25 protein-coding genes and 3 tRNA genes are annotated in these 23,638 nt (G+C 68.5%); 10 read left to right on the forward strand and 18 right to left on the reverse strand.

The annotated features are described in order from the left end of the window. Positions 1–27: 27 nt before the first annotated feature. The 10 genes from rplK to ACJH5R_RS02720 all read right to left on the reverse strand — a co-directional run bounded on the left by rplK (position 28) and on the right by ACJH5R_RS02720 (position 3,878). A complete protein-coding gene (gene rplK / locus ACJH5R_RS02675) occupies positions 28–456 on the reverse strand; it encodes a 50S ribosomal protein L11 (protein WP_406756298.1) in 429 nt (142 codons plus the stop codon). Positions 457–481: 25 nt separating this feature from the next. Further along, positions 482–1,294, reverse strand: a complete 813-nt coding sequence (gene nusG, locus ACJH5R_RS02680; protein ID WP_406756299.1) for a transcription termination/antitermination protein NusG — start codon at positions 1,292–1,294, stop codon at positions 482–484. 23 nt (positions 1,295–1,317) lie between these two features. Beyond that, the gene (gene secE, locus ACJH5R_RS02685) at positions 1,318–1,761 is read right to left on the reverse strand and encodes a preprotein translocase subunit SecE (RefSeq protein WP_406756300.1); all 444 of its coding nucleotides are present in this window, start codon (positions 1,759–1,761) and stop codon (positions 1,318–1,320) included. Between the two features lie 77 nt (positions 1,762–1,838). Then, positions 1,839–1,911 (reverse strand) — tRNA-Trp (locus ACJH5R_RS02690). A gap of 159 nt (positions 1,912–2,070) precedes the next feature. Then, a complete protein-coding gene (gene hadC, locus ACJH5R_RS02695; RefSeq protein WP_406756301.1) occupies positions 2,071–2,571 on the reverse strand; it encodes a (3R)-hydroxyacyl-ACP dehydratase subunit HadC in 501 nt (166 codons plus the stop codon). Positions 2,572–2,583: 12 nt separating this feature from the next. Then, on the reverse strand, positions 2,584–3,012 hold the full coding sequence (gene hadB, locus ACJH5R_RS02700; RefSeq protein ID WP_406756302.1) for a (3R)-hydroxyacyl-ACP dehydratase subunit HadB: 429 nt from the start codon (positions 3,010–3,012) through the stop codon (positions 2,584–2,586). Continuing rightward, on the reverse strand, positions 2,999–3,475 hold the full coding sequence (gene hadA, locus ACJH5R_RS02705; protein WP_406756303.1) for a (3R)-hydroxyacyl-ACP dehydratase subunit HadA: 477 nt from the start codon (positions 3,473–3,475) through the stop codon (positions 2,999–3,001). Before hadA ends, hadB begins: the two co-directional genes overlap by 14 nt. A 12-nt stretch (positions 3,476–3,487) precedes the next feature. Then, on the reverse strand, positions 3,488–3,655 hold the full coding sequence (gene rpmG / locus ACJH5R_RS02710; RefSeq protein WP_024440978.1) for a 50S ribosomal protein L33: 168 nt from the start codon (positions 3,653–3,655) through the stop codon (positions 3,488–3,490). A gap of 37 nt (positions 3,656–3,692) precedes the next feature. Continuing rightward, positions 3,693–3,766 (reverse strand) — tRNA-Met (locus ACJH5R_RS02715). 39 nt (positions 3,767–3,805) lie between these two features. Continuing rightward, positions 3,806–3,878, reverse strand: a tRNA-Thr gene (locus ACJH5R_RS02720). A 186-nt stretch (positions 3,879–4,064) separates the two neighbouring features. Here ACJH5R_RS02720 and ACJH5R_RS02725 point away from each other — a divergent pair. After that, positions 4,065–4,781 (forward strand): MBL fold metallo-hydrolase, encoded by a 717-nt coding sequence (locus ACJH5R_RS02725; RefSeq protein WP_406756304.1) that lies wholly within the window; start codon positions 4,065–4,067, stop codon positions 4,779–4,781. Positions 4,782–4,792: 11 nt separating this feature from the next. Continuing rightward, positions 4,793–5,626, forward strand: coding sequence for a hypothetical protein (locus tag ACJH5R_RS02730; protein WP_406756305.1), 834 nt, complete (start codon positions 4,793–4,795; stop codon positions 5,624–5,626). Between the two features lie 45 nt (positions 5,627–5,671). Here the strand turns inward: ACJH5R_RS02730 and ACJH5R_RS02735 are convergent, their stop codons facing one another. Genes ACJH5R_RS02735 through ACJH5R_RS02745 form a run of 3 tightly spaced genes read right to left on the reverse strand, consistent with a single transcriptional unit; the run spans position 5,672 to position 7,645 of the window. Beyond that, positions 5,672–6,724, reverse strand: a complete 1,053-nt coding sequence (locus ACJH5R_RS02735; protein WP_406781247.1) for a patatin-like phospholipase family protein — start codon at positions 6,722–6,724, stop codon at positions 5,672–5,674. 10 nt (positions 6,725–6,734) lie between these two features. Continuing rightward, a complete protein-coding gene (gene cynS, locus ACJH5R_RS02740) occupies positions 6,735–7,196 on the reverse strand; it encodes a cyanase (protein WP_406756571.1) in 462 nt (153 codons plus the stop codon). Between the two features lie 11 nt (positions 7,197–7,207). Further along, positions 7,208–7,645, reverse strand: a complete 438-nt coding sequence (locus tag ACJH5R_RS02745) for an SRPBCC family protein (RefSeq protein WP_406756307.1) — start codon at positions 7,643–7,645, stop codon at positions 7,208–7,210. A 44-nt stretch (positions 7,646–7,689) separates the two neighbouring features. Between ACJH5R_RS02745 and ACJH5R_RS02750 the strand changes: the two genes are divergently transcribed. From ACJH5R_RS02750 to ACJH5R_RS02765, 4 genes are read left to right on the forward strand one after another with little or no spacing between them, the layout of a single operon-like run. Next, complete coding sequence (locus ACJH5R_RS02750) at positions 7,690–8,202, forward strand: redoxin family protein (RefSeq protein WP_406756308.1); 513 nt, start codon at positions 7,690–7,692, stop codon at positions 8,200–8,202. Next, positions 8,199–9,059: a cytochrome c biogenesis CcdA family protein gene (locus ACJH5R_RS02755; RefSeq protein WP_406756309.1), complete on the forward strand. Its 861-nt coding sequence runs from the start codon at positions 8,199–8,201 to the stop codon at positions 9,057–9,059. Before ACJH5R_RS02750 ends, ACJH5R_RS02755 begins: the two co-directional genes overlap by 4 nt. Before the next feature lie 48 nt (positions 9,060–9,107). Beyond that, the gene (locus ACJH5R_RS02760; RefSeq protein ID WP_406781248.1) at positions 9,108–9,623 is read left to right on the forward strand and encodes a hypothetical protein; all 516 of its coding nucleotides are present in this window, start codon (positions 9,108–9,110) and stop codon (positions 9,621–9,623) included. After that, entirely contained in the window at positions 9,616–10,233 is a 618-nt protein-coding gene (locus ACJH5R_RS02765) for an RES family NAD+ phosphorylase (RefSeq protein WP_406781249.1), read from the forward strand. Before ACJH5R_RS02760 ends, ACJH5R_RS02765 begins: the two co-directional genes overlap by 8 nt. A gap of 80 nt (positions 10,234–10,313) precedes the next feature. Here the strand turns inward: ACJH5R_RS02765 and ACJH5R_RS02770 are convergent, their stop codons facing one another. From ACJH5R_RS02770 to ACJH5R_RS02790, 5 genes are read right to left on the reverse strand one after another with little or no spacing between them, the layout of a single operon-like run. Continuing rightward, the gene (locus ACJH5R_RS02770; RefSeq protein WP_406756312.1) at positions 10,314–11,072 is read right to left on the reverse strand and encodes a class I SAM-dependent methyltransferase; all 759 of its coding nucleotides are present in this window, start codon (positions 11,070–11,072) and stop codon (positions 10,314–10,316) included. After that, positions 11,065–12,189: a 6-phosphofructokinase gene (locus tag ACJH5R_RS02775; RefSeq protein WP_406756313.1), complete on the reverse strand. Its 1,125-nt coding sequence runs from the start codon at positions 12,187–12,189 to the stop codon at positions 11,065–11,067. The genes ACJH5R_RS02770 and ACJH5R_RS02775 overlap by 8 nt, the downstream gene beginning before the upstream one ends. Next, positions 12,186–13,352, reverse strand: a complete 1,167-nt coding sequence (locus ACJH5R_RS02780) for a zinc-binding dehydrogenase (protein ID WP_406781250.1) — start codon at positions 13,350–13,352, stop codon at positions 12,186–12,188. The genes ACJH5R_RS02775 and ACJH5R_RS02780 overlap by 4 nt, the downstream gene beginning before the upstream one ends. A 37-nt stretch (positions 13,353–13,389) precedes the next feature. Next, on the reverse strand, positions 13,390–14,217 hold the full coding sequence (locus tag ACJH5R_RS02785) for a cytochrome c biogenesis CcdA family protein (protein WP_406756315.1): 828 nt from the start codon (positions 14,215–14,217) through the stop codon (positions 13,390–13,392). Then, positions 14,218–14,703, reverse strand: a complete 486-nt coding sequence (locus ACJH5R_RS02790; protein WP_406756316.1) for a protein disulfide oxidoreductase — start codon at positions 14,701–14,703, stop codon at positions 14,218–14,220. Between the two features lie 71 nt (positions 14,704–14,774). Here ACJH5R_RS02790 and recC point away from each other — a divergent pair, with 71 nt between their 5' ends. Genes recC through ACJH5R_RS02810 form a run of 4 tightly spaced genes read left to right on the forward strand, consistent with a single transcriptional unit; the run spans position 14,775 to position 23,466 of the window. After that, positions 14,775–18,074, forward strand: coding sequence for an exodeoxyribonuclease V subunit gamma (gene recC, locus ACJH5R_RS02795; protein WP_406781251.1), 3,300 nt, complete (start codon positions 14,775–14,777; stop codon positions 18,072–18,074). Then, positions 18,074–21,361, forward strand: a complete 3,288-nt coding sequence (gene recB, locus ACJH5R_RS02800; protein ID WP_406781360.1) for an exodeoxyribonuclease V subunit beta — start codon at positions 18,074–18,076, stop codon at positions 21,359–21,361. Before recC ends, recB begins: the two co-directional genes overlap by 1 nt. Continuing rightward, positions 21,358–23,106 carry an exodeoxyribonuclease V subunit alpha gene (recD, locus tag ACJH5R_RS02805; protein WP_406756318.1) on the forward strand — a complete coding sequence of 583 codons (1,749 nt, stop codon included), beginning with the start codon at positions 21,358–21,360 and terminating at the stop codon, positions 23,104–23,106. The genes recB and recD overlap by 4 nt, the downstream gene beginning before the upstream one ends. 51 nt (positions 23,107–23,157) lie before the next feature. Further along, positions 23,158–23,466 (forward strand): hypothetical protein, encoded by a 309-nt coding sequence (locus ACJH5R_RS02810; RefSeq protein ID WP_406756319.1) that lies wholly within the window; start codon positions 23,158–23,160, stop codon positions 23,464–23,466. Positions 23,467–23,638 lie beyond the last annotated feature (172 nt).

Genomic DNA, 23,638 nt, shown 5'->3' on the forward strand with positions numbered 1-23,638 from the left:
TACGCCGTCAGCGCAGGATCAACAGCCTTACTCGACGGTGATGCCCATGGAACGGGCGGTACCGGCGATGATCTTGGCGCCGGCCTCAATGTCGTTGGCGTTGAGGTCGGCCTTCTTGGTCTCGGCGATCTCGCGCACCTGGTCCCAGGACACCTTGGCGACCTTGGTCTTGTGCGGTTCGGCCGAGCCCTTGGCGATACCGGCGGCCTTGAGCAGCAGCCGCGCCGCGGGCGGGGTCTTGAGCGCAAAAGTGAAGCTGCGGTCCTCGTAGACGGTGATCTCCACGGGGATGACGTTGCCGCGCTGGCTCTCCGTCGCGGCGTTGTACGCCTTGCAGAACTCCATGATGTTCACGCCGTGCTGACCAAGCGCGGGTCCGACCGGCGGCGCGGGGTTGGCCTCGCCAGCCTTGATCTGAAGCTTGATCAGCCCGGCGACCTTCTTCTTCGGGGCCATGAGGGGGTGTTTCCTTTCCTACGTACTAAATCTTCGAGACCTGGTTAAAGGCCAGTTCCACTGGTGTCTCACGACCGAAGATGGACACCAACACCTTGAGCTTCTGCTGTTCGGCGTTGACCTCGCTGATCGAGGCGGGCAGCGTGGCGAACGGACCGTCCATGACGGTGACCGACTCGCCGACCTCGTAGTCGACCTCGATGATCGGCCGCTCCAGACCGCCTTCGCTTGCGGCGGTGCTCACCGCACCCGCTCCGCCCCGCGCTTGCTTCTTGGCCGCGCCCTGCGGCAGCAGGAACTTGACCACGTCGTCCAGCGGGAGCGAGGTCGGCCGCGAGGTGGCGCCGACGAACCCGGTCACACCGGGGGTGTTGCGCACCGCCGACCAGGAATCGTCGGTGAGGTCCATCCGAACCAGGATGTAGCCCGGCAGCACCTTGCGGTTGACCTGCTTGCGCTGGCCGTTCTTGATCTCGGTGACCTCTTCGGTGGGAACCTCCACCTGGAAGATGTAGTCGCCGACGTCGAGGTTCTGCACGCGGGTTTCGAGGTTGGCTTTCACCTTGTTCTCGTAGCCGGCGTAGGAGTGGATGACGTACCAGTCGCCCGGCTTGGAGCGCAGCTCGGCTTTCAGCGCCACCGCAGGGTCGAGCTCCTCAGCCGACTCCTCCTGGGCCGCCTCGGCGGCCTCGGTGGCCTCAGACTCGGGAGCCTCGGTGGCCTCATCAGCCTCGGGGGACTCGGTGGCCTCCACCGCGGAGTCCTCAGCGGGAACCTCGGTGGTCTCCGCCACGTCGACCGGCTCGCCCGCAGGCGTATCGCCGTCGAAGGTAGTCACGGTTGTCAGTCCTTCCTATAACTTCACTCGCCGAACACCAGCAGCACCAGCCGGGCCCATCCGTAGTCTGCCCCGGCGACCAACGCCACCATGAAGACCAGGAAGGCCAGCACCACCGCGGTGTAGGTGACCATCTGCTTGCGGTTCGGCCAGATCACCTTGCGAAGTTCGCCGACGACCTGCTTGAGGAAGTTCAGAACGAAGACGAACGGGTTGCGCGAGGGGCCTTCCGCCTTCTTCTTCGCCTTCTTCTTCTTGGCCTTCGCGGCGTCGTCGGCGTCCAATTCGGTAGCCGTGGATTCCACGTCGTCGCCACCATCGCCTGCACCACGACGCGAACGCTTACCGGTAGGTCGCAGCGGGTCGCCGACCTGCCTGCTCACCACGGCCGTGCGACTGCTGCGGCCGGATTCGGCATCGCTGTCGCCGTCGGCTGCGGCGTCGGGACGGTCGAGCTCGTCGGTCACCGCATGCTCCTTCGTTGTTCGCGCTTACCTCGTTGCCGTACCGCGCATGGTGTCCAGTGTCCACCATGGCACGTCAGCAGGGGCGACAGGACTTGAACCTGCAACCTGCGGTTTTGGAGACCGCTGCTCTGCCAGTTGAGCTACGCCCCTTCGCGGTTGGCGCACCAACCTGCGGGTTCGGGAACTTCACCTGTGCGCCGTCGCCGGCTCACACAATTCGCGCGCCCCCCGTTCGCCTCACGGAAAGCGCGCTAATGCTCGGAAAACCCCGAGGTCCGAGTGTACCTCGCCGCAACGGCCAGTTACTAATCAGGCTGTTCGGACGACCTGACCGGATTCGGCATCCCACCGAAGGTTGACCGAATCGTCACCGTCGTGACCCATCATCGTCGTGAACGCTTCGAGCACCACATCGCCATCCTGGTTGGTCAAGATGTTGCGGGTCGTGACGATGTCAGCACCGAAACGCTCGACTACCGAGGCGATCTCCATCCGGGCGTAAAGCGTGTCGCCGGCCTTGATCGGCTTGATGAATTTGAAGCCCTGGTCCACCTGCACCATCTGCATGGTGGTGTAGCCGGTGTCGACGTGGCGGAAGAAGTCGGACTGCACCAGCTTCGCCAGAATCGCCACGAACGTCGGCGGCGCCACCAGCGAGTCGTAGCCCAGCTTGGCCGCCTCCGCCTCGTCGTGGTAGGCGGGGTCCTCAGCCTTGATGGACCGAGCGAACTCGCGGATCTTCTCGCGGCCCACCACGAACGACTCGGGGTAGCGCCAGATCATGCCCCGGATATCAGTTTTGATCGCCATCGCTGCGCGCCCCTAGGCCAGCTTGGCCGAAGCGACCGCCCGCCCGAAGATCTTCTTGCCACCGGTGGTGGCGGTGAGCGCAATGGTCACCGTCTTCGATTCGGAGTCGACAGACTTCACCCGGCCGGTGAAGGTGATCTCGGCGCCCTTGCCATCGTTGGGCACCGGCACCACGGAGGTGAAGCGCACGTTGTATTCGGTCACCGCGCCCGGGTCACCCACCCAGCCCGTGACGTAACCGCCACCGAGCCCCATGGTCAGCATGCCGTGGGCGATCGCGGTGTCCAGACCGACCTGCTGGGCGATCTCGTCGTCCCAGTGGATCGGGTTCAGGTCGCCGGACACGCCGGCGTAGTTCACCAGATCCTGCCGCGACAGCGGAATGACCCGCTCGGGCAGCTGATCGCCGACCTTGACCGAACTGAACTCACGCAACGCCATCGGTGAAACCCTTATCTCCCTCGCCGGCGCGGCCCGCCAACGTCGTATATGTCTTCTGCACGATTTCACCGGCGTGGTTGGTGACCACCTGCTGGGTCACGATGATGTCGGTGCCATGTGCACGGCGAACGGATTCCACCGACACATCGCAGTAAAGTCGGTCGCCTTCCTTGATCGCCCGGTAATACTCGATCTTCTGGTCGACCTGGACGATCTGAGCGTCGTCGGTGGTGACACCGCAATGTTCGAAGAAACCCGAAATCGCCATGTGACCGAACACCGAGATGAAGGTCAGAGGGGCAGCCAGCCCGTCGTAGCCGAGGTCAGCTGCCGCCCGCAGGTTCAGGCTTGCCGGGTCCGTCGCCTTGACCGCGCGCGTGTACTCGCGGATCTTCTCCCGTTCCACGTCGTAGTGGTCGGGATAGCGGTAGTGCGCCCCGGCGAGACGGTCGGCCAACGACACGGTCGGCCTACCTTAGCGAGATTCGCGGTGCGACTCGTGCTTGCCGCAGTTGGGGCAGAATTTCTTCAGCTCCAGCCGGTCGGGGTCGTTACGGCGGTTCTTCTTGGTGATGTAGTTGCGGTGCTTGCACACCTCACAGGCCAAGGTGATCTTCGGCCGCACATCAGTACTGGAGGCCACGTCTGTCGTCCTTCTTCACATGTCGTATTGCTTGCAGTAGCGGTGGGGAGGCTCGATCTCCCGACCTCACGATTATGAGTCGTGCGCTCTAACCAGCTGAGCTACACCGCCCCGATCGGCGCTAGTCGGCGCACCGACTGGCGTCCACCGAGCCCCCTAACGGAATCGAACCGTTGACCTTTTCCTTACCATGGAAACGCTCTGCCGACTGAGCTAAGGGGGCCTTCACCTACAGCGACCCGTTGGGCGCTGCAAGCCTGTAGAAGGTTACAACCTCGCCCACGAGGTCACCAAACCGCGACGACAGAGGCTGGCCAGAGCCTGCTGACTTAATCGCGAGTAAGCGGCGGCGATCTGCTGCGCCCGGCTTCGCCGCGCTTGCAATCGCCGCTGCTTTAGGCTGGAGGGCGTGCCCGAATCCGACCGGCTGTATTTCCGCCAGCTGCTCTCTGGACGCGATTTCGCGGCCGGCGACCCGATGGCCGCCCAGATGCGCAACTTCGCCTACCTCATCGGCGACCGGCAGACCGGCGACGCCGTAGTGGTCGACCCGGCCTACGCCGCCGGTGATCTGCTCGACGCGCTCGAGGCCGACGGTATGCGACTGTCCGGCGTGCTGGTCACCCATCACCATCCCGATCACGTCGGCGGCAAGATGATGGGCTTCGAGCTCAAGGGGCTGGCCGAGCTACTGGAGCGAGTCAGCGTTCCGGTTCACGTGAATACCCATGAGGCACAGTGGGTTTCACGGGTGACCGAGATTCCGATGACGGACCTGACCGCGCACGATCACGGCGACAGGGTCAGCGTCGGCGCCATCGACATCGAGCTGCTGCACACGCCCGGTCACACCCCGGGCAGCCAGTGTTTCCTGCTGGACGGTCGGTTGGTCGCCGGCGACACCTTGTTCCTGGAGGGCTGCGGCCGAACCGATTTCCCGGGCGGCGATTCCGACGAGATGTACCGCAGCCTGCAGCAGTTGGCCGCACTACCGGGCGACCCGACGGTGTTCCCCGGCCACTGGTATTCGGCGGACCCGAGCGCGGCACTTTCCGAAGTCAAGCGATCCAACTACGTATTCAGCGCCGCAAGTCTGGACCGGTGGCGCATGCTGATGGGCGGATGAGGGGATAGCTGATGGGATCAGTTGAGGACCGCTTGTACGACGTCGCGCACGCGGGCGCGGATGCCTGGCTGGCCTGGGCCGCATGGCTGGCCATCGGTATCACCGTGCTGGCACTGTTCTATTTGAACCGTCAACTGCAGCGCAACCGCCGGCTGGCCGCCGAGCAGACCCGCCCGCACGTGGCGATGTTCATGGAGCCGCACGCCGCCGACTGGCACGTCATCGAGCTGGTGGTCCGCAATTTCGGCAAGACCGCCGCCTATGACATCCGGTTTTCGTTCGACCAGCCCCCCACCGTGGCGCGCTACGAAACCGCCTCGGACGGCTACGCCGACGTGGTCGCGCTGCAGCTGCCCGAGGAACTGACGGTGCTGGCGCCCAACCAGGAGTGGCGCACGGTGTGGGACTCGGCGATCGATCGGGCCGAGCTCGGTGAGGGCATCGAGTCGCGGTTCACCGGGACGGTCAGCTACGCCAACAGCCCCGACGAGCCGAAGGGCTGGTTCGGGCGGCGCGGCAAACAACCGCGGTACGAGAACAAGGTGGCGCTCGACTGGAAGGACCTGCCCCCGGTGCGGCGGGTCGAGTTGATGACGACGCACGACCTGGCCAAGCGGGAGAAGCAGAAGCTGGAGCTGCTGCGCAGTCTGCTCAGCTACTTCCACTACGCCAGCAAAGAGACCCGCCCGGACGTGTTCCGCGGCGAGATCGAGCGGATCAACGGGGCGGCCCGCGAGATCCAGGACCGGTTGCGCGGTCGTGAGCAGCTGGAGGCTTCCGGCAACACCGACATCACCGTGCGGCTGGGCGACGCCAGCGCCGAGTTGGGCAAGCACCGCACCTGAACCCGGAGGTTCGGCGAGGCTGGAACCGCCGAACAAACCCCGGCATCAGTCGGTTCCGGCTGAGCCCTTGCTTGGGTAGTGCGACGCGCGGAAGCGCCGCAGGTAGGCCGCCCAGTCCCAGGTCGACAGGAACTCGCTCGCCGCGGTGTAGCCGTTGTCGTAGAGCTTCTCGAGCCGGTCACGGGAGATGCCGAAGTCCAGCACGCTGACATCGGTGGAGTTGACCTTGATCGCACGCACACTGACCCACGGCTGGTTCAGGTAGGTCTGGTCGTGGCCGACCAGCATGGTGCTGATCAGGTTCTCCAGCAGTAGTGACTGTCCGAACAGCCGCAGCGGCCGCAACACCGGAACCATGGCACCGATGCCGTCGGACATCTCCGGGACGACCGTGACCCCGAAGGTGGGCCACAGCGGTGCTCGGCCGTCGAGCCGGTCGAAGGTGTAGATCGGGAAGTTCGACAGCACTCCACCGTCGACCAGGGTGGATCGCAGCCCGCCGGCGCTGGTCAGCGTCACCGGACGGTAGAAGAACGGGACGGCCATCGAGGCGCGCACCGCGTCGGCGACGGACTGCTCGTCGGGATCGAGCCCGTACACCCGCCGGTAGTCCCACGGCAGCCGCACCAGCTGCCCGGTCGTGACATCGGTGACGGTGACCACGGCGCGGTAGCGTCGCTCGGGCATCAGGTTGTCGGCCTGGTAGGCCAGATCTCCCCAGGTGCTCACCCCCAGATTCGCCAGCTCACCGCGGATCCAATCGTGCGCGACATCGCCGCGGTAGAGGGCACTGTCGCGCAGGAACCCCCACACCGGCCCGACCAGCGGGATGGGCGCCGCGTCGCGCCAGGTGTGCAGCGGAACCGACAGGGCCAGATCCTTCACCTGCGCCGCGGTCAGCTGGTCGCCCTGGGCAGCAGCGGCCAGAATCGTGCCCACCACCGAGCCGCCGGACACCCCGGAGATGCGCTGCACCGAGTAGCCGGCGTCCATCAGAGCGACCACCGCTCCGACCAGCCCGACGAAGCGCACTCCCCCACCGGACAGCACCAGGTCGGCGGTCAGTGGCGGGGTGTCGCGCGCTCCACGAGTGGCCATCGACCGGCACTCAGTCCGCTGAGTTCCATTCGTAGGGAAGGAATTTACCGTCGAAGGTGATCACCACCCGGTCGCCTCCCGGATGGGGTTTGCGCTCGATGTCCATGCTGAAGTTGATGGCGCTCATGATGCCGTCGCCGAACTGCTCGTGGATCAGCTCCTTGATCGCCGGGCCGTAGACGCCCACCGCTTCGTAGAGCCGGTAGATGGTCGGGTCGGTGGGAGGCGCGGTGAGCCCGCCCCGCATCGGTACCGCGGCCAGCACCGGCACCACCGCCGGGTCCAGCCCGAGCAGGCCGGCCAGGACCGTGCCCAACTCGGTGGGAATGGGGTGCTGGCCCAGCAGTGCCGAGGTGGTCCACACGACCGGCTTGTCGATTGCGTCGGCCAACTCCTGCCAGGTCAGCCCCTTGGCGAGGCGGGCGGCGATGATCTGCTCGGTGATCTGGCTTCGGTTCATGGCTTCCAGCATGCCCGGCTTGGTCACGCTTCGAAATAGCGACGCAGGTTGTCCCACATCGCGGCGTGCGAGCTGCCGCCGTCGCGCAGCACGGTCTTCATCAACATCCGTGGCGCGCTGATGTCGACGTGCTCGTGCAGCCTGGTGCCGCCGGCATGCGGGCGAACCGTCATGGTGGACCACATCTCGATACCGGGCCGCTGCAGGGTGTGGGTCCAGATCTCGCCGGGTACGCAAGTACGCAGTTCCACCCGGCAGGTGAACCGGATCGGTATTCCGTACAGACGCATGCGATGCGGCGCCAGGTACCGGGTCACTCCGTCGGCGCCGCCCGGGATCTGCCGCACGTCGACCAGCATCGGGTGCAGGGCTTCGTAGTTCACCAGATCGGCCAGAAACGCCGCCACGGTGTCCGGCGGCGCAGCGATGTCGGCGGTGTGCTCCAGGCTTCCGCGTGCCATGGCAGAACCTTAGCCTCGCAGGATCCGATGGCATACTCGCCGGTATGCCGCATGACAAGGCCCCGGGGCGTCGCCGATCGGCCGTACTGCTCATGGCCGTGGCGGCGATAGCCGTACTGATCTTCGGCTGCGGGTCGCAAACCCGGGCCGAGAACGCCCAACTCGATTTCGCTGCCCAAACCCTCGACGGCCGACCGTTTTCCGGCGCGAGCCTGGCCGGCAGGCCGGCCGTGTTGTGGTTCTGGGCGCCCTGGTGTCCGCTCTGCCAGCGAGACGCACCGATGGTCGCCCGGCTGGCCGCTGCACACCCCAAGGTGACGTTCGTCGGCGTGGGCGCACAGGACCGGCTGGACGCGTTGCGGGCATTCGCCGCCAAGTACGGCGTCGACGAGTTCACCGAGTTGGCCGACACCGACGCCGTGGTGTGGTCCCGGTTCGGCGTGACCCGACAACCCGCGTACGCCTTCATCAACTCCGACGGACGGGTCGAAGTGGTGACGGGCTCGCTGGCCGAGGCCGAGCTGAACAGACGACTGCAGGCCCTGACGGGTTCGTGATCGACACCGCCTCACTCAGTTTCGCCCTGGGAGCGGGGCTGGTGGCGGCATTGAACCCCTGCGGGTTCGCGTTTCTCCCCGGCTATCTGGGCCTGGTGATCGCCGCCAGCCGGGACACCTCACGCCCGGTCGCGCTGGCCCGGGCAGCGGTGGCGACCGTGGTGATGGCGACCGGATTCCTGACGGTGTTCGGGATCTTCGGACTGGCCGTCTCACCGTTGATCGCTTCGGCGCAGAAGTATCTGCCGTTCGCCACTTTGGTGATCGGCGTGGCACTGCTGGCGATGGGCGCCTGGCTGGTGTCCGGCCGCGACATCGCCGTGCTAATGCCCAACACGGCGGGCGGAACACCCACGGCGCGCCTGGGGTCGATGTACGGCTACGGCGTCGGCTATGCCGTGGCGTCGCTGTCGTGCACGATCGCGCCGTTTCTGGCGGTGATCAGCACGACCTTCCGACAGGGCTCGACGATGTCCGGCGTGCTGGCGTTCGTCGCCTACGCGGCCGGCATGAGCATTACCGTGGGCGTTGCGGCGCTGGCGGTGGCATTGGCGGGCTCCGCTGCCAGCTCGGCGTTGCGGCGGGTGTTGCCGTATGTGGGACGGATCGCGGGGTTGATCGTGCTGCTGACCGGGTTGTACGTCAGCTATTACGGTTACTACGAAATTCGGTTGTACTTCGCCGAGGGGGACACCGATGATCCGGTGATCGGTGCGGCGGGCGCAGTGCAGTCCTGGTTCGCCGATCGGGTCGACACGCTGGGGGTGTGGCCGCTGCTGGGCGCGCTCGTCGCGCTGGCGGCAGGTGCATTGGGCTGGCGCGCGCTGAGACGCCGCCCCGGGCCCACTCCCGAATAATTGTTTCGATTGTTTCAATCCTAGGCGGCGGCGAGTAGTATCGAACGCATGCCCATCGCCGTCGCCCCGATCGCCCGTCAGGTCGCCGAACGCGCCCGCACCGACGCCGGGTTCGCCCTTGTCCTCGACGCGCTGCTAGAGGCCCCCACGGCACCGCAGGGCACGTTGGAGCGCATCGCCGCCCACGCCCTGAACGATCAGCGTCGCGCTGCCCTCGTCGATGACTTCGTCGCCGGGGCGCTGCCCACCCCGAAGGTCCAAGATCTGCTGCGACTGGGCACGCCGCAGGCGGTGCACCGGTTGCGCAGCCGAGGCAAACTCATCGGCGCGGCCGTGGGCAACCAGACCTGGTTCCCGGCCTGGCAATTCGACGACGCCCGGCTGCGCCCCGAGCTGCCCGAGATCCTGGAACTGCTGGGCCGGTTCACCACCGACCCGTTGGCTGCCGACCGCATCATGCGGCTCACTCATGACGAGTTGGGCGGTGTCTCGATCGCCGAGGCGCTGCGCCACAGCGAGACCGCGCCGGCCGCGCGTCGACTGCTCATCTCGCTCGGTGCCTGAACTTCCCGCCGGTTATCGGGCCGCGTTGCCCGAGGCCCGGCCCAGTGGTCTGCGCCGTCGCCGGATCGCTTCTGGAACGCAGCTGTGGCGCCTGGACGCCGAGCATCCCGACCAGTGGACCTGGGACGGGTTCGACCAACCACGCTATCGCTTCGATCCGCCATCGGGCGCATTCCGCACCCGTTATGCGGCAACCGATCTCGTCGGCGCGTTCCGAGAACGCTACCGACTGACCGGGCTGATGATCCCCGGTGATCACGCCCGTCACCACTTGGTGCGACTGTCCGCTGCCCGCCACCTGCGGGTGCTCGACCTGCGCACCGACCGCAACCTGGATGCGCTCGGCGTCGACGACCAGATCAGCACCGGCCAGCACGACACCGTGTGGGCCAGCTGCCAACAGCTCGCGGACGCCGTTCGGCGCTGGTGGCCCGAGCCCGACGAGTGCCCGGACGCGATCGTCTACCGCTCGCGCACCACCCCGGAGACCTCCGTCAACTACGCGTTCTTCGCCACCGCACCGTTCGACGTCGAGTCCTGGCCTCTCGCGGAACGCCCGGATGTGACGGCGGATCTGGTGCTGCGGCACGGGTTTACCGTCGCGTACTGAGCCTGGCGCCCCACTGTGAATATCACGACGCATCGTCGGCGTGTCACGTCGTGGATTTCACACTCGGCGGCGCCCAGCGCTCAGCCCGGCTTCGTTGCGGTGACCAGCCGGGTCGACGCCCAGGGCCCGCCGTACCACATTCGCCAGCCCAGGTTGCGCCACGTCACGTCACGCCAACCGATTTCACGCAGTTGGGCTGCGTGGTGGCGGATCTCCCACAGGTCGGCGATGGCCAACCGGCCGCCGGGCCGCAGCACCCGGGCCGCCTCGGCCAGCGCACGCCGGCGGCCCTCGCGGGACCCGATGTTGTGGATCGCCAGGTTGGACACCACCACGTCGACGCTGGCGTCGGGAAGCGGCAGCGCGGTCATGTCGCCGGTGCGCACCTCGATCCGGTCGGCGACGCCTTCCAGTGCGGCGTTGGCCAGGGTGGCATCAGCCGAGTTGTCGGTCTGGTCGGCCTGCCACAGGTCGACTCCGATCGCCCGCCCGTCGGGCAGCCGTTTGGCTGCGGCGCACAACACCGCACCTCGCCCACATCCCATGTCCAGCACCGTTTCGTCGCCCCGCAGCCGCAACCCGTCGAGGACGTCGTCCCACACCGCGAACTTGCCGGACCGCGTCGCGTGCCAGAACAGCCCGACCTGAGCCAGGATGCCGGCGTCGAGGACCAATGCCACCGCCCCGGCCCACTGTGGACCGCGAGCCAGGGCGAAGCCGCCGTAGATCGCCAGCGCAGCGCACCCGATCGCCAGGGCGGCGAGCTGCCCGCCGAGCGAGACCCGGTGAAACGACCCGTCGATGCCATAGTCGCCGCGACGGTGCGGTGCCTCAGTCATGACGCAGGCCCTCGTCGCCGAACCTGATACCCAGGTCTCGGGCGGTCTGGATCGAGTCACAGTCCAGCGGCACGGTTTTCTGTCGGCGGGTGGCGTCAGCCAAAGGCACGTAATCCACCGTCGGTGGGTTGAGCGCCACCATCACCCCGCTGTGGCCTTCGTCGAGGGCCCGCACCGCGGCGGCGCCGAACCGCAGCCCCAGCAACCGGTCCACCGACGACGGCGAGCCGCCACGCAACAGGTGCCCGAGTACGACGGCGCGAGACTCGCGCCCGGTGAGCGCCTCGAGTTCGGCGGCAACTTTGGCGCCCACGCCGCCCAGGCGTTCGGCCTGGCCCACCGCCTTGCCCGCCACGGTGAGTTCGCCATCCACCGGTTTGGCGCCTTCGGCGACACAGACAATGGAGTACGTCGAACCACGTTGTGCGCGTTCGTTGATCAGCTCGGCCACCGGCTCGAGCCGATACGGGATCTCCGGGAGCAAGATGGCATGCACCCCGGACGCCAGCCCGGCGTGCAGCGCGATCCAGCCGGCGTAGCGGCCCATCACCTCCACCACGATGATGCGGCTGTGCGAGGTCGCGGTGGGAAACAGCCGATCGATGCACTCCGAGGCGAAGTCGACCGCGCTGTCGAATCCGAACGTCGCCGCGGTGCACTCCAGATCGTTGTCGATGGTCTTGGGTACCCCGACCAGCCGCAGCCCGGCCTCATGCAGGTGGTTGCCGATCGCCAGGGAGCCGTCGCCGCCGATGGTGATCAACGCATCGATCTCGTGCTGCGCAATGCGCTGCAGCACCTCGTCGGTACGGTCCTGTTCGCTCCAGCTGCCATCGGGCTGCTGCACCGGGTAGGCGATCGGGTTGCCGCGATTGGTGCTGCCCAGGATGGTGCCGCCCTGGTGGATGATGCCGCGCACCCGGTCACGGGTCAGCTCGATCAGCCCGCCGTCGGGGTAGTCCTCACCCAACAGCAGCCCGTTGTAGCCGTCGCGGATCCCGACCACATCCCAGCCCCGGCTTCGGCCGGCCAGGGTGGCGGCGTAGATGACGGCGTTCAGGCCGGGTGCGTCACCGCCACCAGTGCTGATCGCGATGCGCTTGATGCTCGCCGTCACGCGTCGACCTCCTGCACCGGGCTCTTGGGATCGATCAGGATCTTGGCGTGCAGAGCCGGGTCGCCCAGCATGTCGAACGCGTCCGCCACCCCGCCCAGTCCGACCGTGCCGGTGATCAGCGGCGAAACGTCAACCTTGCCCTCGGCGATCATGTGCAGGGTGTCGCGGAATTCCATTGGTGTGTAACCCAATACGAACCGAAGGTCGGTTTCCTTGTTGATCGCGATCGCAGGCCGGATCGCGTCGGTTCCCATACAGACCCCGACCACCACCACCCGGGAGAACAGTGGAGCGCCGGCGATGACGCCGTCGATGACACCGGGCACCCCCACGCACTCGAAGATCACCGGACGGTTGGGCGTGGCGGCGCCGACGGCTTCGGCGGCCCGCCAGACATGCCACCAGGGCAGCCGTGCCTTGTAGAGCTTTTCGACCGTGCCCACCGCCAGGCCCAGCGCATCCGGCGCCTTCTCCAGGTGACCGTGACCGGCCGCCGCGGCATACGGCGAGTCCTGTGCCGGGTCGACAACGATGTCGGCGCCGCACCGCGTGGCCAACGCGCGGCGGCCGGGTGAGAAGTCGCTGGCGATCACCGTGCGCACGCCGCGCGCTTTGAGCATGCACACCACCGCCAGGCCGATCGGTCCACAGCCGATCACGATCGCCACGTCGCGTTTGCGTACCTCGCCGCGCCGCACGGCATGCCAGGCGACCGCCATCGGCTCGGTGAGCGCGGCCGCCTCCGCCGACAGCCCGTTGGGAACGGGCAGAGTCAGCGACTGCTCGACGAGCATCTGCTCGGCGTAGCCTCCCGGCGCCGATTCCGACAGCCCCACCGCATGGACAGCATCGCCGCGCCGCAACAGCGGCAGTGCGACCACCCGGGTGCCGGGGCGCGGCGCCTTGCGGGTGCGGGGACCGTGATCGAGTACTTCGCCGCAGACTTCGTGCCCGAGCACCACCCGCTGATCCGAACGCATGAAGCCGTCGTATCCGGTCAAGGCCATGACATCGGCGACCTCGTCGCAGTGCTGGCGAGCGTGCAGATCCGATCCACAGATGCCGCACCGCAGCACGTCGATGAGCAGCTGGCCTCTGGCTGGAATCGGAGTGGGCAGGTCGACGACTTCGAGTTCGCTGTTAGTGCAGCTGACGGCTTTCACAAATTCCAGCCTACGAGGGTGCGCAGTAGGCGTGGTGTCAACGACCGGGGCGTCGAGCACGCAGCGCCGCTCCCAGCAGGAAGACAGCCAACACCACCAGCCACGGCCAGGCCCCGTGCTGGTGCACCCACCCGGCGAGCGTGCCCTGTAACCGTCCGGCCGCGGCCAGCACCGGATCGCTTGCGCTGGCGTCGCTCTCGAACAGGCGAAGTTCGTGGTAGCCGTAGTAGCCGACGTAGAGTCCAACGGCCACCAGCAGCGCGCCGCTGATCCGGCTGGCGTAGCGCGTGATTCGGCGTATCCGATCGATCAGTGCGGAGCGAGCCAGCGCCACCGCGATCGCCAATACCCCGACCAGCAGCCCGAACCCCGCCGCATACGCCAGATAGGCCAGCACCGCGTCGTGGCCACCGCGCAGTGCCGCCCCGGTGACCGCCAGAAACGGACCGATCGTGCAGCCCAGCGAGGCGCAGGCGTAACCCACCCCGTAGCCGAGCATCGACCCGATCCGGGCGGTGGGCGCCCATCGCCCACCGAAGGAGCCGACCGCCAGCCGGCGGCCCGCCAGCAGCCAACCGCCGAGCACGACCAGCACGATGCCGATCACCACTGTGGCGTAGGGCAAGTAGCGCTCCACCCTGGTGGCCACCGTGACGGTGAGCAGCCCAAAGGCGCCGAACACCGCCAGAAAGCCCAGGGTCATCGCGGCGGTGGCCGCCAACGCCCGGCCCACCGCGCCCGCCCCGCCGGCCCGTTCACCGCGCACCACCAACGCCAGGTAGGCGGGTAGCAGCGCGAACCCACACGGATTCAGGGCCGCCACCAGGCCGGCGGCGAAGGCCAGTCCCGGCAGGTTCTGGTTCACCTACGTCAGCGCCGCGACCCGGTCGGACAACTCCTGTTGTGACATCGCCGAAGTCGGGTTGTTCACGAATGTCGAGGTGCCATCGGAGCGCTCGAATACGTAGGCGGGCTGCCACGGCACCCCGAATCGCGCCCAGATCGAGCCGTCGGCGTCGTTGAGGTTGGTGAAGTTCAGGTGGTACTTGGCCGCAAAGTCCTGCATCGACGCCACATCGGAGCGCCCCGCCACACCGATGAAGACCACCCGCGGGTTGGCGGCCGCTACCTGGCTCACCGACGGCGCCTCGGCGTTGCAGAACGGACAACTGGGCCTCCAGAACCACAGCACCGCGGGTTTGCCCTGCAGGCTGGCGCCGTTGAACGGGGTCCCGTCGATGGTGGTGGTGGTGAACTGCAATCGATCATCTGCGGCCGTGGCGGCCGGTGGGCCGGCCAGCCCGACGACCAGTGCGGCAACGGCGGCCAGTATCAGCGTGTAGATCCTCATAAAATGCACCACGATCGCGACCGGCCGATGGTTCAGCCCACGCGTCGGGGCCGCGGTTTAGGGTGGCCGCGATGGGACTGCACCTGCACCGCGCCGAGCGCACCGACGTCCTCGCCGACGGCCTCGGTGCGCTGTTGGCGACGCCGCCGGCCGACCCGTTCGCCCAGGAGCTGGTGCTGGTGCCGGCGCGCGGGGTGGAGCGCTGGCTGTCCCAGCGCCTGTCGCACGTGCTGGGCGCCGGTCCCGGGGGCGACGGGGTGTGCGCGGGCGTGGAGTTCCGCAGCCCGACCTCGTTGATCGCCGAGATCATCGGCGCCGGCGACGAAGACCCGTGGTCGCCTGATGCCATGACCTGGCCGCTGTTGACGGTGATCGATGCGAGCCTGTATGAGCCGTGGTGTGCAACGCTGGCAAGACATTTGGGTCACGCCGACCCCAGTCCGGAGGGTGAGCTGCGCCGCGGCCGACGCTATGCGGTGGCGCGCCGGCTGGCCGGATTGTTCGCCTCGTATGCCCGCCAGCGGCCGCAGCTGCTCGTCGACTGGAGCGCCGGCCAGGCCACCGACGGTGCCGGCGCAGCGTTGCACGACGACTTGGGCTGGCAGCCGCCGCTGTGGCGGGCGCTGGTGGCTGCCATCGGTATCGATCCCCCGCACGTTCGGCACCGCGATACCGTCGCGCGCCTGCGCCAGGCGCCGATCGAGACGCTGCCGCCGCGGCTGTCGTTGTTTGGGCACACCCGGTTGGCGTGCACCGACATCGAGTTGCTGGATGCTCTGGCCACCCATCACGACCTGCACCTGTGGTTGCCGCACCCCTCCGACGCGCTGTGGCGCTCACTCGACGACGTCCATGGCACCGTGCCGCGCACCGACGACGACACCCGGCACCGTGCACACCATCCGCTGCTGGAGACCCTGGGCCGCGATCTGCGTGAGCTGCAGCGCGGTCTGCCGGCCAAGCGCGACAGCGATGAATACCTGCGTGCCGTAACGCGGCCGGACACACTCTTGGGCTGGCTGCAATCCGATCTGGGCGCCAACGCGCTACGCCCCCAGGGCCGCAACCACGCGGTATCCGACCACTCGGTGCAGGTGCACAGCTGCCACAGCCCGGCCCGTCAGGTCGACGTACTACGCGAAGTCCTGCTCGGGCTGCTGCACGACGACCCGACGCTGGAGCCCCGCGACATCGTGGTGATGTGCCCGGACATCGAGACGTATGCGCCGTTGATCGTCGCCGACTTCGGTCTGGGCGAGCTGGCCGGTGACACCCACCCGGCGCACCGGTTGCGGGTGCAGCTCGCCGACCGGGCGCTGGCCCAGACCAATCCGCTGCTGGCGGTGGCGGCCGAACTGCTGGAGATCGCCGGCAGCCGCGCCACTGCCACCGCCGTGCTCAATCTCGCCCACACCGACCCGGTGCGGGCGCGGTTCGGCTTCACCGACAACGATCTGGCCCAGATCACCACGTGGGTGCGTACCGCCAACATCCGCTGGGGTTTCGATCCGCACACCCGCGAGCGCTACGGGCTGTCCCACATCGTGCACAACACCTGGCGATTCGGGCTGGACCGCATCCTGACCGGGGTGGCGATGTCCGACGATTCGCAGGCCTGGCTCGATACCGCGCTCCCCCTCGATGATGTCGGCAGCAGTCAGGTGGAGCTGGCCGGGAAGCTGGCCGAGTTCGTCGCACGGCTGCAGTCGGCGGTCGACAAGCTGGACGGCACTCGCCCGCTGGCGGAGTGGATCGCCGCGCTGCGCGACGGGGTCGCCGAACTGGCCGATGCCGGCACGGATGCCTGGCAGAGCGCGCATCTGCAGCGCGAGCTGGCGCAGGTACTCGAGGACGCCGCGGACCGCAGCGACATCGCGCTGCGGCTGCCCGATGTGCGGGTGCTGATGGCCGGGCATCTGGCCGGGCGCCCGACCCGGGCCAACTTCCGCACCGGAACGCTGACGGTGTGCACCATGGTGCCGATGCGCTCGGTGCCGCACCGGGTGGTGTGCCTGCTGGGCGTGGACGACGGGGTGTTCCCCCGGCTGGACCTGCCCGACGGTGACGACGTGCTGTCGCGGCGCCCGATGACCGGGGAACGTGACATCCGTTCTGAGGACCGGCAATTGCTGCTGGATGCGATCACCGCCGCCACCGACAAGCTGGTGATCACCTACACCGGCGCCGACGAACACAGCGGCCACCCCCGCCCGCCCGCCGTCCCGCTGGCCGAGTTGATCGACGCGCTGGATCAGACCACGCCGCAGCCGGTGCGCGAGCACCTGGTTGTGGAGCATCCCCTGCAGCCCTTCGACGTCAAGAACGTCGAACCCGGCCGGCTGATCCCCGACGTGCCCTTCACCTTCGATCCGACCGTGCCGCTGGCGGCGCGAACCGCGGCCGGAACCCGCCGCGACGCGCAGCAGTTCATCACCGACCCACTGCCTCCCCCACCACCGGCAGACGTTGCGCTGACCGACCTGCTGAAGTTCTTCAAGGACCCGGTCAAGGGCTTTTTCAGCGCGCTGAACTACACGCTGCCGTGGGAGGTCGACGAGGTCGAGGACGGTATGCCCGTCGAGATCGACGCGCTCGGCGAATGGGCGGTCGGCAACCGGATGCTGCACGACATGCTGCTGGGCATCGACCCCGCCCAGGCCATCGCGGCCGAATGGCGGCGCGGCAGCCTGCCGCCCGGGCAACTGGGCTGGCGCACCGCCAAACAGATCCGGGACCGGGTCGTGGGATTGGCGGCCGCGGCGCGCGAGCATCGCACACGTGCTCCGGCCACCTACGACATCGATCTGGATCTCGGCGGTGGTCGCCGGCTGACCGGCACCGTCACCCCGGTGTTCGATGCGGCCACGGTGTCGGTCAACTACTCCAAGCTGCGCGATACCCACCTGTTGCAGGCCTGGATTCCGCTGGTGGCGCTGGCCGCCCAGCGTCCCGACGTCGAATGGAGCGCTCGCTGCATCGGCCGGGCCCGCGACGGCGAACGCGCCCTGCAGCGGCTGTTCGGGCCGCCCCCCAATCCGATCGAGACGTTGCGGGAGCTGTTGTGGCTCTACGACATCGGGCGTTGCGAACCGCTGCCGCTGCCGATCAAGACGTCGTTCGCGTGGGCCGAGAAGCGTCACGCGGGCCGCGACCCGGTCTGGTATGCGAGCAGCAAATGGGCCACCCAGCGCTACCCCGGCGAGGACGCCGAACCCGCCAGCGTCCGGGTCTGGGGCCCACGCGCACCGTTTGACGTGTTGCAGCGGCCGCCCCGTCCGGGCGAGGAGATCGACGGCGAGGACACCCGACTAGGCGCGCTGGCGGCCAGACTGTGGCTGCCGCTGCTGCGCGCGGAACGGCGGGCGCGCTGATGGAACGCTTCGATCTGCTGGGCCCGCTGCCGGCCCTGGGCACCACCACAGTGCTGGAGGCCAGCGCCGGCACCGGTAAGACGTTCACGCTGGCCGGTCTGGTGACGCGTTATCTGGCCGAGGGGCACGCCACGCTGGACGAGATGCTGCTGATCACCTTCAGCCGGGCGGCCACCAGGGAACTGCGTGACCGGGTGCGCCGCCAACTGGTGGAGACGCTGGCCGCCCTCGACGGCACCGGCACGCAGGAACCCAATGATCTCCTCGCGCATCTGTGCAGCGGCAGCGCAGACGAGCGGGAGCTGCGCCGCCGGCGACTGCGTGATGCGTTGGCCGGATTCGACGCCGCGACCATCGCCACCACTCACCAGTTCTGTCATCTGGTGCTCAAATCGCTCGGCATCGCCGGTGACACCAGCGCCGGCGTCGAGTTGGTGGAAAGCCTCGACGATCTGGTGATCCGGGTCGTCGACGACCTGTACCTGGCGAATTTCGGGACGCAGCGCGACGAGGTGGCACTGAGTTACGCCGACGCGCTGAAGCTCGCGCGGGTGGTGGTCGCCGACCCGTATGCCCAACTACGCCCGCAAGATCCCGAACCGGGCACGGTGGCCGAGGTGCGGCTGCGCTTCGTCGACGCGGTGTGCACGGAGTTGGAGCTGCGCAAGCGCCGCCTCGGGGTGCTCGGGTACGACGACCTGCTGCGCCGGCTGGCCGGTGCGCTGGAACCCGAAGATTCGCCGGCCCGTGAACGGATGCGGCAGCGCTGGCCGATCGTGATGGTCGACGAGTTCCAGGACACCGACCCGATCCAGTGGCAGGTGATCGAACGCGGCTTCGTCGGGCATTCGGCGGTGGTGCTGATCGGCGACCCCAAGCAGGCGATCTACGGGTTCCGCGGCGGCGACATCTACACCTACCTGCAGGCGGCGCGGACCGCCGGGCAGCAGCGCACGCTGGCGGTGAACTGGCGCAGCGACTCGGCGCTGGTCGGTGCGCTGCAGACGGTGATGGGCGGTGCGGCGCTGGGTGATCCGCAGATCGTGGTCCACGACGTCGAGGCCGCCGTCGGCGGTACCCGGCTGGCCGGTGCGCCCAGCACGGCGCCGTTCCGGCTGCGGGTGGTCGGCCGCGCGACCTTCGGCGTCGCCTCAGACCGTGTCGCCCCGATGCCCAAGCTGCGCCGCCATATCCCCGATGATCTGGCTGCCGACGTCGCCGCCCTGTGGGCCAGCGGCGCGACCTTCGACGGCAGACCGATCAGCCCAGGTGACGTGGCGGTGATCGTCGAGAACAGCAGGGACGCGGCCGCCTGCCAAGAAGCCCTGCTGCGAGCCGGAATTCCCGCGGTGTTCACCGGTGACGCCGATGTGTTCTCCTCGGCCGCGGCCGCCGACTGGTTGTGTCTGCTGGAGGCGTTCGAAGCAACCCATCGCGGTGGGTTGGTGCGGGCCGCCGCGGCGACGGTGTTCTTCGGCCACACCGCCGCCGCGCTGGCCGACGGCGGTGACGCGTTGACCGACAAGGTGGCATCGACGTTGCGGGACTGGGCCGACGAGCTGCGGCTACACGGTCCGGCGGCGGTGTTCGAGGCGGCGCAGTTGGCCGGCCTCAAGCGCCGCCTGCTCGGCGAGTACGGCGGGGAACGCACCATGACCGACCTGGCGCACGTGGCGCAGTTGCTGCATGAGGCCGCGCACCGCGACCGGCTGGGCCTGCCGGCGTTGCGGGATTGGTTGCGCCGCCAGTGCACGGAAGGAACCGGCGGTGGGCAGCACAATCGTCGACTGGATTCTGACGCCGCAGCCGTGCAGATCCTGACGGTGTGGGGCTCCAAGGGTTTGCAGTTCCCGATCGTGTACCTGCCGTTCGCGTTCAACCGGCACATGTTCGACGAGGCCATCCCGCTCTATCACGAAGCCGGCGTCCGCTGCCGGCACGTCGGCGGACCGGACAGCTCGGACCACACCGAGGTGCAAAGGCTGAGCCTGGCCGAGGCCGCCCGCAATGACATTCGGCTGGCCTATGTGGCGTTGACCCGGGCGCAGTCGCAGGTGGTGGCGTGGTGGGCGGCGTCCTACGACGAGCCCAACGGCGGCCTGTCCCGGCTGCTGCGCGGCCGGTGCCGCGGCGAGGCGCCGGTGCCGGATCGCTGCGAGCCCAAACCATCCGATGACGAAGCCCTGGCCTGTTTTCGGGAGTGGGAGGCCGCCGGCGGTCTGGTTATCGAGGAGTCGGTGATCGCCCCGTTGGCCCCGGTCACGCCGGCGCAGCCTCCGGATGACTTGGAAGCGCGGCACTTCCACCGGCACATCGACACCGGATGGCGTCGCACCTCGTATTCGGGCCTGATCCGGCACGCTTCGGAAGACGGGGCGCTCGGGGTGCACAGCGAACCGGAGCTCTCGGCCCGCGACGACGAGGCCGACGACGTCCCGGTGGCGGTGGTGGCGGCGCCGCCGGCCGGGGCGGATCTGGTCTCACCGATGGCCGAGCTGCCCGCCGGGGCGGCTTTCGGCTCGCTGGTGCACGCCGTGCTGGAGACGGCCGATCCTTTCGCTGTCGACCTGGCAGCCGAACTGGAAACCCACGTATGTCAACACGCCGCCTGGTGGTCGGTGGAGGCCGATCCTGCCGTGCTGGCGGCTGCCTTGGTGCCCATGCACGACACCCCGCTGGGGCCGCTGGCCGATGGGCTGACACTGCGCGATATCGGCACCCGGGACCGGCTGCGGGAGCTGGACTTCGAGATCCCGCTGGCCGGCGGGGATGTTCGGGGCGTGGCGCCGGACGTGCGGCTGGCCGAGGTGGGCTTGCTGTTGCGCGAGCACCTGCGGCCCGACGACCCGTTCGCCCCGTATGCCGACCGGCTGGCCACCGAGGCCCTGGGCGGCCAGCCGCTGCGCGGGTATCTGTCCGGGTCGATCGACGTGGTGCTGCGGGTGCCCGAGCAGCGCTTCCTGGTGGTCGACTACAAGACCAACCGGCTCGGCGACACCGCCGCCGACTACGGGTTTGATCGGCTCACCGCCGCGATGCTGCATTCGGACTACCCGCTGCAGGCGCTGCTGTATACCGCGGTGCTACACCGCTTCCTGCGGTGGCGGCTGCCCAGCTACGACCCCGAGCAGCATCTGGGCGGGGTGCTGTATCTGTTCGTGCGTGGGATGTGCGGCCCGGACACCCCGGTGCTCGACGGGCACCGTGCCGGGGTGTTCGACTGGCGGCCGCCGGCCGCACTGGTGGTGGCGCTGTCGGATCTGTTGCACGCCAGGCGGGCGGCATGAGCGAGCTGTTGGAGTGGCGAGTGGCCTCCCGAGCCACCGGGCTATTGCGGGACTTCAATCAGGCCGGTGTGCTGGATGCCGCCGATGTCCATGCTGCCCAACGCATCACAGCATTGGGTGGTGAGCCCGATGAGACGGTGGGCTTGGCGCTCGCGCTGACCGTGCGTGCGCTGCGTCATGGGTCGGTGTGTCTGGATCTGTCGTCGGTGGCCGCCGACACCGACGGCGCGGAGGTGACCTGGCCGGAGCCAGAGGCCTGGTTGGCCGCGGTGCGTGCCAGTCAGCTGGTGCAGGCGCAGGTGCTGCGGCTCTATGACATCCCTTCTGGCGGGCTGCTCTACCTCGACCGGTATTGGCGCGAGGAGGAGCAGGTCTGCACGGACCTGTTGGCGTTGTCGGCGCCGGGGACAGCACCGACTCAGTTGCCCGCCTTTGAGCGACTCTTTCCGCCCGGCAAGTTCGATGAGCAACGGGCGGCCGCCGAAATCGCACTGTCACAACCGGTTACGGTGCTGACCGGGGGGCCGGGCACCGGCAAGACGACCACGGTGGCGCGGCTGTTGGCGCTGTTGGCCGAGCATGCCGAGCGGTCCGGGACGCCCGGGCTGCGGATCGCGTTGGCTGCCCCGACCGGCAAGGCCGCGGCCCGGCTGACCGAGGCGGTCGCGGCGGAGGTGGCCGAGCTGGAGCCGGTGGATCGGGCGCGGCTGGCCGGACTGGGTGCGACCACGTTGCACACGCTGCTGGGTTCGCGCCCGGACAGCTCGGTGCGGTTCCGCCATGATCGGGCCAACCGGTTGCCGCACGATGTGATCGTGGTCGACGAGACGTCGATGGTGTCGCTGACGCTGATGGCCCGGCTGCTGGAGGCGATGCGCCCCGATGCCCGGCTGATTCTGGTGGGTGACGCCGACCAGCTGGCGTCGGTGGAAGCCGGCGCGGTGCTGGCCGATCTGGTGGACGGGCTGGCGGCCCGGCCGGACACCCGGGTGGCGACGCTGCGGACGTCGCACCGGTTCGGCGAGTCGATCGGCGCGCTGGCGGTGGCGATCCGCGACGGCGATGCCGATCAGGCGATCGCGCTGCTGGCCGCCGGGGGCGAACACGTGGAGTGGATCGACACCGACCACGCGGCCGACGTGGCCGAGCGGTTGGCGACTCTGGTGGTCCCGCACGCGTTGGCGGTGCGCCAGGCCGCGCTGCTCGGTGATGCCACGGCGGCATCGGCGACGCTGGACGAGCACCGGTTGCTGTGTGCACACCGGGAGGGCCTACACGGGGTGCGGCACTGGAACCAGCAGATCCGCCGCCTGGTGGCCGAGCAGACCGGTGACCCGATGTGGACCGAGTGGTATGCCGGCCGGCCGTTGCTGGTGACCGCCAACGACTACGGGCTCGGGCTGCGCAACGGCGATACCGGGGCGGTGGTGGTCCGCAACGAGGGACTGCGCGCGGTGATCTCCACGGCGTCCGGGCCGCTGGAGTTCGCCACCAGCCGCCTCGCCGAGGTCGAGACCATGTACGCGATGACGATCCACAAGAGCCAGGGCAGCCAGGCCGGCGAAGTGACGGTGCTGATGCCGCCCGTCGAGTCGCGACTGTTGACCCGGGAGTTGTTCTACACCGCGGTGACCCGGGCCAAGACGAAGGTGCGGGTGGTCGGGTCGGAGGCCTCGGTGCGGGCTGCGCTGGGCCGCCGGGTGGTGCGGGCCTCCGGGCTGGCGCTGCGCCTTCGGGAGGCGTGAGGTTCCTTTTCGGACACCGAGGTGTCAGACCCCCGGCTTACCGTCGCGACCATGGGGAATCGCCAACAGTCGGCCAGCAACGGAACCGGCTTCGCCATCCTGTTGTTCATCGTGCTGCTGTGGTGGCTGCGCTGGCTCATTCTGGCCGGCGCCGTGATCACCGTGCTGGTGATCGTCACACGCCGGGTGCTGCGCAGCTACACCGCGTACCGCGCCGCCGAATTGAGCCGGCTAGGCAGTATCCGCCAGCGCGCTGACGTTCAGAACGCCCAGGTGCTGCGCGGTGACCCGCACGGGTTCTTCGGGCAGTACCCACTGCCGGACCCGGAGCTGATCCCGCGGTGGTACCGGGCCGGCTAGGCGCGCGCCGTCGGGCCGGTAGGCGCGTCGTCGAGCCGGACCATGTGGACCGTTGCCCGCCTCTGAGCGACACATCGCACCCACCCCGAACCGCCCGCGCGGTTGTCGCTCAGAGGCGGGCACCTCCCCCATCCCCGCCAAGCCGTTAGGGATGAGGCCGGTGGTACGCCAC

Origin of the sequence: Mycobacterium sp. SMC-19, from assembly GCF_045310815.1 — a bacterium.
Taxonomy (GTDB): domain Bacteria; phylum Actinomycetota; class Actinomycetes; order Mycobacteriales; family Mycobacteriaceae; genus Mycobacterium.